The organism is Micromonospora sp. CNZ299, assembly GCF_002754415.1.
Window position 1 is genome coordinate 2,587,712 of the sequence record NZ_PEFG01000001.1, and the last position, 12,692, is coordinate 2,600,403.

At 70.2% G+C, this 12,692-nt stretch carries 10 protein-coding genes and 2 tRNA genes; 7 read left to right on the top strand and 5 right to left on the bottom strand.

What is annotated here, in order from left to right; translation table 11 throughout:
* The first annotated feature begins 19 nt into the window (after window positions 1-19).
* From CLT68_RS12370 to CLT68_RS12380, 3 genes are all read left to right on the top strand, one after another.
* Window positions 20-1,684, top strand: a complete 1,665-nt coding sequence (locus tag CLT68_RS12370) for a copper resistance protein CopC (RefSeq protein ID WP_099850979.1) — start codon at window positions 20-22, stop codon at window positions 1,682-1,684.
* 17 nt (window positions 1,685-1,701) lie between these two features.
* The gene (locus tag CLT68_RS12375) at window positions 1,702-2,442 is read left to right on the top strand and encodes a YcnI family protein (protein ID WP_099850980.1); all 741 of its coding nucleotides are present in this window, start codon (window positions 1,702-1,704) and stop codon (window positions 2,440-2,442) included.
* Window positions 2,443-2,591: 149 nt separating this feature from the next.
* A complete protein-coding gene (locus CLT68_RS12380) occupies window positions 2,592-3,617 on the top strand; it encodes a hypothetical protein (RefSeq protein ID WP_099850982.1) in 1,026 nt (341 codons plus the stop codon).
* A gap of 162 nt (window positions 3,618-3,779) precedes the next feature.
* On the opposite strand, the gene CLT68_RS12385 is transcribed toward CLT68_RS12380, so the two are convergent.
* Window positions 3,780-5,069, bottom strand: coding sequence for a glycosyltransferase 87 family protein (locus CLT68_RS12385; protein ID WP_099850984.1), 1,290 nt, complete (start codon window positions 5,067-5,069; stop codon window positions 3,780-3,782).
* A gap of 72 nt (window positions 5,070-5,141) precedes the next feature.
* On the opposite strand from CLT68_RS12385, the gene orn reads away from it, so the two are divergent.
* Window positions 5,142-5,732, top strand: a complete 591-nt coding sequence (gene orn, locus CLT68_RS12390; RefSeq protein WP_088946475.1) for an oligoribonuclease — start codon at window positions 5,142-5,144, stop codon at window positions 5,730-5,732.
* Window positions 5,733-5,841: 109 nt separating this feature from the next.
* A tRNA-His gene (locus CLT68_RS12395) sits at window positions 5,842-5,914 on the top strand.
* Window positions 5,915-6,031: 117 nt separating this feature from the next.
* Here CLT68_RS12395 and CLT68_RS12400 read toward each other — a convergent pair.
* Together CLT68_RS12400 and CLT68_RS12405 are read right to left on the bottom strand one after the other, a co-directional pair.
* The gene (locus CLT68_RS12400; RefSeq protein WP_099850985.1) at window positions 6,032-7,321 is read right to left on the bottom strand and encodes an Ig-like domain-containing protein; all 1,290 of its coding nucleotides are present in this window, start codon (window positions 7,319-7,321) and stop codon (window positions 6,032-6,034) included.
* A gap of 249 nt (window positions 7,322-7,570) precedes the next feature.
* Complete coding sequence (locus CLT68_RS12405) at window positions 7,571-8,842, bottom strand: Ig-like domain-containing protein (RefSeq protein WP_099850986.1); 1,272 nt, start codon at window positions 8,840-8,842, stop codon at window positions 7,571-7,573.
* A gap of 188 nt (window positions 8,843-9,030) precedes the next feature.
* On the opposite strand from CLT68_RS12405, the gene CLT68_RS12410 reads away from it, so the two are divergent.
* Window positions 9,031-9,106 (top strand) — tRNA-Lys (locus CLT68_RS12410).
* 85 nt (window positions 9,107-9,191) lie between these two features.
* On the opposite strand, the gene CLT68_RS12415 is transcribed toward CLT68_RS12410, so the two are convergent.
* Complete coding sequence (locus tag CLT68_RS12415) at window positions 9,192-10,040, bottom strand: LysR family transcriptional regulator (protein WP_099850988.1); 849 nt, start codon at window positions 10,038-10,040, stop codon at window positions 9,192-9,194.
* A gap of 103 nt (window positions 10,041-10,143) precedes the next feature.
* On the opposite strand from CLT68_RS12415, the gene CLT68_RS12420 reads away from it, so the two are divergent.
* Complete coding sequence (locus CLT68_RS12420) at window positions 10,144-10,875, top strand: SDR family oxidoreductase (protein WP_099850991.1); 732 nt, start codon at window positions 10,144-10,146, stop codon at window positions 10,873-10,875.
* A 90-nt stretch (window positions 10,876-10,965) separates the two neighbouring features.
* Here the strand turns inward: CLT68_RS12420 and CLT68_RS12425 are convergent, their stop codons facing one another.
* Window positions 10,966-12,564 carry a sigma-70 family RNA polymerase sigma factor gene (locus tag CLT68_RS12425; RefSeq protein ID WP_486482151.1) on the bottom strand — a complete coding sequence of 533 codons (1,599 nt, stop codon included), beginning with the start codon at window positions 12,562-12,564 and terminating at the stop codon, window positions 10,966-10,968.
* Window positions 12,565-12,692 lie beyond the last annotated feature (128 nt).

Consider the following 12,692-nt stretch of genomic DNA (forward strand, 5'->3'; position numbering starts at 1 on the left):
TCCACACCGGTCGGCGACCATGGCTGGCATGACTGTCGCCCCCCGCCGCTGGTTCGCCCGGCTGGCCGCAGCCGCCGGCCTGCTGGTCACCGTCGTCGCCCTTTTGATCGCGCCGGCCACCTCCGCGAGCGCCCACGCGGTGCTGGAGAGCAGCAGCCCGGCCGCCTCCTCCATCGTGCCGAGCGGGCCGTCCGAGGTGGTGCTGACGTTCAGCGAGTCGGTCCGCAAGGTTCCCGGCAAGATCCGGATCATCGCGCCCGACGGGGCCCGGGCCGACCGGGGTGAGCCATCCTTCGCCGGCGGTGTCGTGACCATTCCGGTGGACCCGGCCGGGGGCCGAGGCACCTACCTGGTCAGCTTCCGGGTGATCTCCGCCGACAGCCACCCGGTCTCCGGGGCGTTCACCTACTCGGTCGGCGCACCCTCGACGCCACCCGTCGACTCCGGCTCGGACAGCCGCGCCAACCCGGTGGTGGGTACGGCGGTGAAGGTGGCCCGCTTCCTCGGCTACGCCGGCCTGGTGCTGCTGGTCGGGCCGGCGCTGGTGCTCGCCGCGCTCTGGCCCCGACGGCTCTCCCGCCGGGGGCCGACCCGGCTGGCGTGGACCGGCCTCGGTCTGGTGGCCGTCGCCACCCTCGCCGACCTGTGGTTGCAGGTGCCCTACACCGCCGGCGGTGGCCTCTTCGACGTCACCGGCGAGGGTTTCGGCAGCGTGTTCGGCAGCGCCTTCGGCGCCGCCCACCTGGTCCGGCTCGGCCTGCTGGCGGCGGCCGTCTTCCTGCTCCGGCCGCTGCTGGCCCGACCGACCGGCCGCGCCGACGCGATCATCCTGGCCGTGCTCGGCGGCGCCGCACTGCTGACCTGGCCCCTGGCCGGGCACCCGGCCGCCTCCCCGGCGCCGGCGGTCTCCGTGGTGGTCGACGCGGTGCACCTGGGCAGCATGGCCGTCTGGCTGGGCGGTCTGCTCATGCTCGCCGGCTTCCTGCTGCGCCAGGCCGACGAGCGGGAGTTGAGCGCGATCCTGCCGATCTGGTCGCGCTGGGCGGCGCTCGCCGTGTCGGCGCTGCTGCTGGCCGGCACCGTCCAGGCGCTGATCGAGGTGGCCACCCCGCAGGCGCTGTTCGACACCACCTACGGGCGGCTGCTGCTCGCCAAGATCGGGCTGTTCGCGCTGGTGATCGCCGTGGCCGCGTACTCCCGGCAGTTGGTCCGCCGCCGTGTCGCCGCGCAGCGACCGGCGCCGGTACGCCGGGCGGTCTGGGTGGAGTTGGCCGTCACCGTGGTGGTGCTGGGCCTGTCCGCCACGCTCGTGCAGACCACGCCCGCCCGCACCGCCGTCGCCGGGCCGTCCAGCACCGAGGCCGGCCTGTTCAGCACCAGGCTGTCCAGCCCGCTCTACGAGATGCAGATCGAGGTGAGCCCGGCCCAGCGGGGCAACAACTCGGTGCACCTGTACGCGTACGGCAAGGACAACCTGCCGCTGCCGGTAGTGGAGTGGAAGGCGACCGCCGCGCTGCCCTCGGCCGGGATCGAACCGATCGACGTCCCGCTGCTGCCGTTGACGGACAACCACGCCTACGGCGACATCAGCCTGCCGGCAGCCGGTGACTGGCAACTGAAGATCACTGCTCGAACGACCGACATCGACCAGGCCACGGTGACCGCCACCGTGCCGATCCGTTAGAGAGGTCCGCGAAACCCATGACCCGAATCCGGCGTACCGCAACCGCCGCTGCCGCACTGGCGTTCACCGCCGCCGCCACCGCTGTGCTCGGCTTCGCCGGACCGGCGTCCGCCCACGTGACGGTGAACCCGAAGGAGGCGACCCAGGGTGGCTACGCCCGGGTGGCGTTCCGGGTGCCGAACGAGAGTGACACCGCGTCGACCGTCAAGCTCGAGGTGGTGCTCCCGGAGAACGCCCCGGTCGGCTCGGTGTCGACCATGCCGGTCCCCGGCTGGACGGTCGCGACGGAGAAGCGCAAGGTCGACCCGCCGATCGAGGTGCACGGCAGCCCGATCACCGAGGCGGTTTCCAAGATCACCTGGACGGCCACCGGTGAGGCGGGGGTGAAGCCGGGCCAGTTCCAGGAGTTCCCCGTCTCGATGGGGCCGCTGCCGAAGGTCGAGTCGATGGTCTTCAAGACCCTCCAGACCTACTCCGACGGCAACATCTCGCGCTGGATCGACGAGCAGGCACCGGGCGGCGAGGAGCCCGAGAGCCCGGCTCCGGTGCTCACCCTGACCGCCGCCGCGCCGGGTGGTTCGGCCGCACCGGCCTCCGCCGCCGCCGTCGCGGCACCCGACGATGACGACGACGACGAGGACGGCAACGGCCTCGCGGTCGGCCTCGGTGTGGCCGGTCTCGTCGCTGGTCTGGCCGGCCTGGTGCTGGGCGGGTTGGCGTTCACGCGGACCCGTCGGGAGCCGGTCGCCAAGTCCTGACCCCCGTCACACCGCTGGCCCGCCGGACCATCCGGCGGGCCAGTGCGCTTTCTGGAGTCGGCACCGCCCGTGCCGTGGATATCCGCTGATCAGACGGTCTGCGTCGGTAAGGTCGGCCGGGTACTTGGCTACGGAGGGGGACGGTGCGGATGCGGTTCGTGCGGATGATCGCCGGAGTGCTGCTGTTGGTCGTGGGGATTCCGGCGTTGTTCGCCGGAGGCGCGCTGTGGCTGGTGACCCGCCACGCCGACCCCGACGGGGCCTTCGCCGCCCGCTTCGAAACGGTCCGCACGCCCGGTCACGCGGTCGTGGTCACCGACCTCGACCGGTTGCTGCGGCAGGAGGCGCCGTTCGCGCGTACCGCACAGACCCGGCTGCGACTGGACGCCCGCACCGCGGACGGCCCGGCGTTCGTCGGGCTGGCGCCCACCGCTGAGGTACGCCGCTGGCTGGAGTCGGCGCCGCACGCCTCGGTTCGCCGGGTGGCGCTGGCCCAGGGCCCGCTGCCGGTCCGGCTGGACGCGGCCGGTCCGGCCGTGGGCACCCCGACCGCAGCTGAGGCGGTCACGCCGCTGGGGCGGCCCTTCTGGGTACGCGAGGGGATCGGCTCGCTGGAGTGGAGTGTCGGGGACCTGGCCGGTGAGCCGATGAGCCTCGTGGTGATGCGCCCCGACGGCGGGGCGGATCTGGCGCTGGACCTGCGCGCCGAGTTGCGCGCCGGGTGGACCGGGCCGGCCACCTGGGGTCTGCTGGCCGTGGGCGTCCTGCTGGTGGTCTGTGCGGTGCTGCTCCTGCTGCGGCCGCTGCGCCCGCGTGAAGTGATCTTCGTGGTCGAGCCGGATCAGGTGCCGGTGCTCGCCGGCCGGCTCGGTGTCACCTCGTTGAGTGGCCTGGGCTCCCGGGAGCCGGGCTCGACCCCGCCGTTGCCGGCTGTCCGGCAGCTCGCCCCCGTCGGCTCGGGTGCGGGAGAACGGCTCCGCTCGGCGATCGGCACCGAACCGTCCCGGCCGGTCACCCTCGCCGACCTGGACGAACCGGCCCGGTTGCCGCGCCCACCGGAGGTGACGCTGAGTCTCGCGTGGCCACCGGCCGGTACGGAGGCCACGGACCAGCCGGTGGAGGTCCCGCCGGTGGCGACCCGGCCGGTGGATGCCCCGCCGGTGACCGGTCGGTGATTACGCGGCCGGTGGGATCCGCTGGTGGTGGCCCTGGCCGGCGGGGGACGAAATGGCGAGTGGCCCTCCGCGCTGCCGACGCGGAGGGCCACCCTCACCGGGGGATCGGTGCTACCTGAGCGACGCTTGAGGTAGATGAGGTCAGATTAGCGTTGATGGCGGCTACTGGGGAGATCTGTCCATTTGGCGCGATTTTTCCTCGCGGTGGCCTGAGTCTTCCTCAGCGCGCCGCGCGGGCACCGGTAGGACCACCAGCAGCAGCACGCTGATCAGCACGTAGGCGTTCTGCACGACGAAGTCCGCCGGATTCTCGGTGCGGACCGGTTCCACGCCCCAGGCCTGGAACGTCACCACGCCATAGACGATCACCGCGGTGATGCCCAGCGCGAGCCCGGCAAACCACCGACGCCGGCGTGCCTCGTCCGGCCGGTCGGCACTCAACGCCGCGTCCGCGAGCAGCACCACCGCCGGAACGAACCAGTAGATGTGGTGGGTCCAGGTGATCGGGCTGACCAGCGAGCCGACCAGCCCGGTCAGCGTCAGGCCCGTCAACGCGTCACCGGCCCGCGCAGCGCGGGCGGCCCGCCACAGCCCGTAGACGGCGACCACGGCGACCAACAACAGCCAGAGCAGCTGGTCCGGCTTCGCCGGCGCGGTGAACCGGCTGAGCAGGCCGAACAGCGACTGGTTGCCGACGTAGTCGGTGCGCCCCACCCGATCGGTGGCCCACAGTTCGTGCGTCCAGAACCGCCACGAGTCGCTTGGGGCGATCGCCGCCGCGAGCAGGGTCGCCGCCGCCGCGGTCGCGCTGGCCACCGCCGCGGCCCGCCACCGCCGGGTGGCCAACAGGTACACGATGAAGATGCCGGGAAAGAGCTTGAGTGCCGTCGCCAACCCCACGCCCACCCCGGCCCAGCGTCGCGCCTGCGGCACCGCGTACAGCAGGTCGGCCAGGATGAGTACGACCAGCAGCATGTTGATCTGACCGAAGGTGATCGTCTCGCGGGTGCTCTCCACAGCCAGCACCAGCAGCACGGCGACGACCAGGGTGAACGTTCGCGGCAGGTGGTGCCGGTCGATGAGCGGCATCACCACCCACCGGGTGGTCAGCACCACGGCCGCCATCGTGAGCACCGTGAAGATCGTCACGGTGGCGCCGAGTCGCAGCAGACCGAACGGCCACAGCAGCAGCGCGCTGAACGGCGGGTACGTGAAGTACAGCTCGCCCTGCACCCGGTCGGGTTGGACGTAGTCGTAGAGCGGGTGACCGACGCGCCACCAGTCCATGGCCGACATGTAAATCTTGAGGTCGAAGAAGTTGTGCACGAGGCCGCGCAGGTAGAGCGCCGGCAGCACGGCGACAAGAGCCACCACCGCGACCAGGCGACGGACCGTACGGCCGCCGGGATCGTCGTCCGTGATGGCGGGCGGTGCGACGGGTTCTGCTGGCACCCCGAAACCCTAGCGGTCCGGTCGGCCGAGAGCGCGCAGCCGCGGGTCGTGGGCTGCGCGTAGGCTGTCCCGGTGGCTGATCTCCTTGTCTGGATCGACTGTGAAATGACCGGGTTGGACCTTGGCAGGGACAAACTGATCGAGGTTGCGGCACTGGTCACCGATCCCGACCTCAATGTGCTGGGTGACGGTGTCGACGTGGTGATCCACGCCGATGAGGCGGCATTGGAGGCGATGCCGGAGATCGTCCAGACGATGCACGCCAAGTCCGGCCTCACCGAGGAGGTCCGCCGCTCGGCGGTCACCCTCGCCGAGGCGGAGGACCTGGTCCTGGACTACGTCCGCACCTTCGTCAAGGATCCGCGTACGGCGCCGTTGTGCGGCAACTCGATCGCCACCGACCGGGGCTTCATCGCCCGGGACATGCCCCGACTCGACGCGCACCTGCACTACCGGCTGATCGACGTGTCGTCGATCAAGGAACTCTGCCGCCGCTGGTACCCGCGGGTGTACTTCGGCCAGCCGCAGAAGGGCCTCGCGCACCGGGCGCTGGCCGACATCCGGGAGAGCATCCGGGAGTTGGAGTACTACCGGCGTACGGTCTTCGTGCCGCTGCCCGGCCCGGACGTCGAGACCGCCAAGGCGATCGCCGCCGAACTCTGACCCGCGGCGGCTCGTACGGGGACCGGGGAACCCGCTGGACGAGGCACGCCGCGATGTGGCTATTATTGGTCCGCACCCCGCCCGGGGCTATCGACCGGGCGACGGCGTGGTGGCTGTAGCTCAGTTGGCAGAGCACCGGGTTGTGGTCCCGGTTGTCGTGGGTTCAATTCCCATCAGTCACCCAGTTGGTCGTGCTGCTCAGGCCCCCTCCTCGGAGGGGGCCTGAGTCGTTCCAGGGGCCCGATAGGGGCATCCACGACGAAGCCCTCTCCGCGTGGGAGAGGGCTTCGTCGTTCGGGTCAGGCGGTCGGCGTGGGGGACGGGGTGACCGCGCCGTCCGGCGTCGGCGTGGTGTCCGGGTCCGCGGGAGGCTCGTACGGCAGGGCGCTGCCCTTGACGTACTCGTCCCAGCTCATGTTCCAGTCGGTCCAGCCGTTGCCGTTCTGCAGCTTGCGCTCGGTGCCCTTGACCGTGATCGGGTCACCGATCTGGGTGTTCTTGAACAGCCAGTCGCCGTTTGCCATCGACACGTTCACGCAACCGTGCGAGACGTTCACGCTGCCCTGCTGGCCCTCGGACCAGGGCGCCGCGTGGATGAACTCCCCACCCCAGGTGAGGCGCTGCGCGAAGTCAATCTTGGTGCGGTAGCCCTCTTCCGGGCCCAGCTCCTCGAACGTGTCGAAGACCGTCTTGCGCAGCTTCTCGATCACGACCATGGTGCCGCTGGACGACGGGGTGCTCTTCTTGCCCAGGCTGACGGGGATGGTCTTGATCACGGAGCCGTTGCGGGTCACCGTCATCCGCTTGGTCTTGTTGTCCACCGTCATGACCGTCGCAGCGCCGATCTTGACGTCCACGCTGAGGTCGGCGCGGCCGTACCAGCCCTCACCCATCGGCAGACCGCCGGCCTGCACCCGGTAGGAGATCTTGCTGTCGGCCTTCCAGAACTCCTTCGGCCGGTACCGGATCTCGGTGGGGCTGACCCAGTGCCAGATGCCCTCCTGCGCCGGGGTCGACGTCACCGTCATGCGGCGCTGCACGTCGTCGCGGTAGTCCTCCGGGATGTTCCGGCCGAACTTCACGATCAGCGGCATGCCGACCCCGACCACCTGGTTGTCGCCGAGGAAGCTGGTCACCCGTACCTGGTTGTTCGGCTTGGCCATGGTGGTGAAGGTGCTGGTCGCGGTGGCCGGACGGTCGTCGTCGCCGGTGACGGTGACGGTCGCCGTGTAGGCCGTGCCGTACTCCAGTGCGCCGGCCGGCAGCCACGTTTTGCCATCTGCCGCGAGGGTGCCCTCGACGGCCTTGCCGGCCGCGTCCTTCAGCTCGACAGCGGTCTTCACGGCGTCCTTGGTGGTGAAGGTGATGCCGGTGGACGCTGGCACGTCCTTGGCATCGGCCGCCGGTTCGCTGATGGTCGCCGCCGCCTTCGGTGCCGGCGCCTCGTCGCCGCCCTGCCAGGAGGACGGCTTGCCGCCGTCGCCGTCGGTGCAGGCGGAGGTGAAGGCCAGCGCCACGGCGAGGAGCCCTGCCGCGAACACGCGGCGTCGCCCACCGCGCCTGATCAGCTGGTCCTGGCTAGCTCGCATGATTCCCTCACAGTCGTGGTCGCTGCCCCATCGTCTCCTACTGACGCGCCAGAGCCGGCCCCGGTTGCCGAGGGTGAACCGAAACACGCCGACGATGATGCCGGATTTTGCTAATATCCGGCGTTTCGTGAGCCTGGCTCGTCTCCGTACCGGGACTGAGGGGTCGCCGCGGCGTCGTCGCAGCGCGGGAATGCAAGGGTACGCGCCGGCCCGGCCATCGGCAGGGCCGGCGCATCGATGCCGGGCGGCTCAGAGTGCCGGGCCGGCCCCACCCTTGGGTACGGGTAGTGCGCTGCCCTTGATGAACGCCGACCAGCTCAGGCTCCACGCCGTCCAGCCGTTGCCGGCGGCGATCTTGCGCTCGGTGCCCTTCACCGTGATCGGGTCACCGATTCGCGTCTTCTCGAACAACCACCGGGCGTTCACCATCGACACGTTCACGCAGCCGTGCGAGACGTTCTGACGCCCCTGCACGTGCTCCGACCAGGGTGCGGCGTGGATGTACTCGCCACCCCAGGTGAGCCGCTGGGCGAACTGGATGTCGGTGACGTAGCGGTTGGCCGGGTCCGGGTCGTCGCGGGTGTCGAAGGTCGTGGCTTCCTTCTTCTCCATCACGACCATGGTGCCGCTGGACGACGGCGTGCTCTTCTTGCCCAGGCTCACCGGGATGGTGCGCACCAGCGCGCCGTTCTCGTACACCAGCATCTTCTTGTTGGCGTTGTCGACCTTCATCTCGAACGACCGGCCGATCTTCGCGGTCGCCTTACGGTCCATGTCGCCGTACCTGCCGTTGCTCAGCGGCATCCCGGCCAGGGCGATCCGTACGCTGATGGTCGTGCCGGGCTTCCAGTACTCCGGGGCCCGGTAGTAGGCCTGCGTGCCGTTGTCGACCCAGTGCCACGCCCCCGGCTGCGGCGGCTCGGTGCGGACGAACATCCGCTTCTGCACCGCCGCCCGGTCCTTCTTCGGGATGCCCGGGTGGAACTCGGTGACCACCGGCATGGCCACCCCGTAGCTCTTGTCGTCGAAGAGATACAGGCCGGACCCGATGGTCGACTTCGGCTTGGCCATCGTGGTGAAGCTGCTGGTGCCCTGGCTGCTCGTGCCGTCGGACCCGTTCGCCGTCACAGTGGCGGTGTAGCGGGTGCCGAACTTCAGCGGGGCGGACGGCACCCAGGCCGAACCGTCGGTGCGCAGCTTGCCCTCCACCGAGCCCCCACCGTCCGCCGTCAGCGTGACCGCGGACACCTTTCCGCCGTTCGGGAGCTTCGCGCTGATCTCCGTGCTCACCGGCCGGCCCTTCGTGCCGTCGGCCGGGCTCAGCGTGAGCGTCGGTCCGCTCGACGCGCTCGGGGTTGCCGGTGCCGAGGGCGTGGACGAGCCAGCTTCGGCACCCGCGCCCGCCGGCGACGTCCCGCCAACGAATTCCGGCTTCTTCTCGTCGCCGCACCCGGTCAGTGCCAGCGACGCCACCAGAGCCAGAGCGCCCACCACCGCCCCGGCTCGCGTGAACCGTGTCATCCCCACCTCTGTTCTCGCGTACCTGGCGGACATCGTGCCGCATCGACGCCGCAACCCACGCCCCTGCCTTGAGCCGGCTGGCCGGTTTGGGGCTTTTTGCCGGCAAAGCTCGACCGAAGGGGGGAGCCCGGTAACCGGATTGGAGCCGGGGTTTCGGGGGTGCTAATGTTCTCTCCGTTGCCGAACGAGCGCCGCTAGCTCAACTGGCAGAGCAGCGGACTCTTAATCCGCGGGTTCGGGGTTCGAGTCCCTGGCGGCGCACCAACGATGAAGGCCCTGACCTGGCAGATCCCTGCCGGTCAGGGCCTTTTTCGCGTACGCCGGTGCGACGAGCCGCAGATGCTGGCGGCTAGAGGCGGAGTGCGGCCCTGACAAGATCGGCGACAGCTCGGGAGCGGCTGTGCGGAGGCCAGGCGATGACCGTGGTGACTTCCGGCGCGTCCACGATCGGCACGGCGACGAGATCGTCGTTCAGCTGGGATCGGGCGGACTCGGGCACGACCAGCAAGGTCCGGCCAAGGGCGGTGAGCTGGAAAAGTTGGGAGTGGCTCTGGGCCTCAGGACCGGGGCCGTCGGGATAGGTGCCGTCATGCGCCGGCCAGCGCGGTAGAGGCAGGTCCGGCAGCTCGGTCACCTCGCTCAGCTGCACACTCTCGCGAGTGGTGAGGGGATGGCCGGCCGGGAGGATGGCGACCTGGCCCTCGGTGAGCAGTTCCTCGGCGTCGAGCCCCGTCAGGTCGTCGAACGGGTGGTGAAGGATCGCGACGTCGGCACGGCCGGTCCGCAACAGTCGTTCCTGTTCGCCGGGGCCACACAGCACCACGTCGACGTCGACCGATCCGGGTTCGGTGGAGTAGGCGTGCAGCAGCTTCGCGAGCAACTCGCTGGACGCTCCGGCCTTGGTCGCCAGGACGACGCTGGGGTGACCGGTGACGGAGAGAGCTGCGCGTCGGGCGCGATGTTCGGCAGCTTCCACAGCGTCCAGCGCTGCTCGTCCCTCGTGCAGCAGGACCGCACCGGCTTCGGTCAGGGTCACCGAGCGGCTGTCACGCTTCAGCAGGGCGGCACCCAGACGGCGTTCGAGCTGACTGATCGCCCGCGACAATGGCGGCTGGGCCATGCCCAGGCGTTGCGCCGCGCGGCCGAAGTGCAGTTCCTCGGCCACGGCGACGAAGTACCGCAGCTCTCGTGTCTCCACGTGTCCAGCCTAGCCCGCAACGGAGGCGGCGATACCTTCCGGGTATCGCCCATGACTCAGGTGGTCTTGGACGACTCGCGGGCCGTGACCCACAGTCGAAGACATGAGTGACAAGAAGATTGCCCTGGTCACCGGGGCCAACAAGGGCATCGGGTACGAGATTGCGGCAGGCCTGGGTGCGCTGGGCTGGAGCGTGGGTGTCGGCGCGCGCGACCAGGCCCGGCGGGACACGGCGGTGGCACGACTGCGGGACGCTGGCGTCGACGCCTTCGGTGTCCCGTTGGATGTCACCGACGACCGCAGTGTCGCCGCCGCAGCCGATCTGATCGCCGAACACGCCGGACGCCTCGATGCGCTGGTCAACAACGCCGCGATCACCGGTGGCGGACAGCAGCAGCCGAGCAGAGTCGATCTGGCTGTCCTCCGCACTGTGGTGGAGACCAACGTCATCGGCGTCATCCGGGTGACGAACGCGATGCTGCCGTTGCTCGGGCGGTCGGCCTCACCGCGCATCGTGAACATGTCCAGCGGCGTCGGTTCTCTGACCCGGCAGTCTGGCCCCGACGGTGACACCACCACAGGTCCCGTCGCTGTGGCCTACGCGCCCTCGAAGTCGTTCCTGAACGCGGTGACCCTTCAGTACGCCCGGGAACTGGCGGACACGAAGATCCTCATCAACTGCGCCTGCCCGGGCTTCGTCGCCACCGACCTCAACGGCTTCCGTGGCGTGCGTACTCCCCAGGAGGGCGCGGCGACCGCCATCCGCCTGGCCACACTGCCCGACGGGGGCCCCACCGGCGGCTTTTTCGAGGACGCCGGTGTGGTGCCCTGGTGACGGCTCGCGGCTCTCATGCCCGGCCCGACGCCGATCGGCGTCGGGCCGGGCGCGCAGTCGACGCTGCGCCACTCTCACCTGCGGAGAGTTTCAGTAATCGATGTTGATGGCAGCGATCTGACGGGTGCCGTTGAAGACGATGGCGGGGCCGGCGAAACGGGAGCTGGCGTAGGTCAGCGCCTGCTTGTGCCCGGGACTGTTGAACCAGGCGTTGATCATCTGCTCCGGGGATGAGTTGCCCGAGGACGCCCACAGAACCTCATGGCCGCAGTGCTCGAAGGCGCCCGTATCCAGGTTCTGCTTCACGCAGGTTTCCGCGGCGCGTTGCTCCGTCGTGCGCAGCTCGACAGCGGGCAGCCCGAGCGCGCGGCGCCGCTCGTTGAGCAGCACCAGCAGACGCTGTTCCGCAGCGGACACGCCGGTGGACGTGCTGGCAGGCTTGGTCGGCGACCTGGTCGGAGTCGGCGGCCTGGTCGGTGACTTGGTTGGCGCCGGTGACTTGGTGGGGGCGGAGGCCGGGCGCGAGGTGGTCGGGGACGCGTCGAGCGCCGTCGGGGAAGGTGAATCGAGTGCGGACCCGGGTGTCTCGGAGGCGGATTCGGTGATCGCGGTCGAGGGCTGGGCGGCTGTCACGCTCGCCGGTTGCTGGCTCGGCCCGGCCTTGTAACCGGCGACGACGATCCCCGCCCCTCCGACCAGGGCGACGGCCGCGAACGCGCCGACCAGGGCCTTGGGCAGGGACAGGACCGCGACGCGGGCCTGCTGCGGCAACCCGACGATCTTCGCGCGTGTGCCCGCCGACGCGACGCCTTGTGACGGGCCCGCCGAGGCGACGGCGTGTGACGCGCCCGCCGACGAGATGCCCTGCTGCGCGCCGGTGATGCCGTGCACCTGATGTGTGACGCGCGAGGCGAGGTCGGGCGGGAACGGCGTGAGCGCCATGCCGGCCAGCAGCCGCTCGGCCGGTACCAGATCGAACGTGGCATCCGGGCAGTGCGCGCAGGTCCGAATGTGCCGCGCCAGCCGCTTGCGCCACACCGGCGCCGGTCGGCCGTCCCAGTCGGACGCCATGTCGAGCAGGCCGCCGCAGCCGGGTCGCGTGGTGAGGGCTCGCACCACCAGCCGGGCGGTGTCCAACTGCGCCTTCATGCGGGCCACGCGGACGGTCACGTGATGTGGATCCAGTTGCAGGGCCTCGGCCAGGTCGGCGCGGGAGAGGTGACCGGCCTCGGCCAGCCACCACAGGGACAGCAGGTGGCGGTGGTCGTCGTCCAGCCAGCGCGTGGCAAGGGCGACCTCGCGGCGCTGATCGGACAGGCGAAGCTGGGTGAGGGTCAGGTCCTCGAAGTCGGAACCCGGGTCGATCAGGTTGTCGATGTCCTCCGGCGGGGCCGGTGTGGTGTGCCGGAACTGCTGGTGGGCACGGACCTCGTTCATGGTGACGGCCACCAACCACGACCGGAAGACACCCGGATCGCGTACGCCCGCCAGCCCTCGCACGACACTCAACATCGTGTTCTGCACCACGTCGTCCACATCCGCTGATCGGTTCAGTGCCCGACCCACGATGTTGTACACCAGTGGCAGATAGTGCGAGACCAGCTCGTCCATCGCCGTCTGGTCCCCGCGGCGTGCCGCGTCCACCACCGCCGACAGGTCAGTCCTGTTCGGGTACGCGTGATCGGTCACGCTCACAACCTCGCCTTCACGAAAAATCGCCGTACACCGTGGGAGATTGGTTGGCACCCGTCCAGGTCACACAAACTGGCGTCGTCACCGTCGAAACGCCCTGACGGTACGCGGCTCCGGCGGTCGGC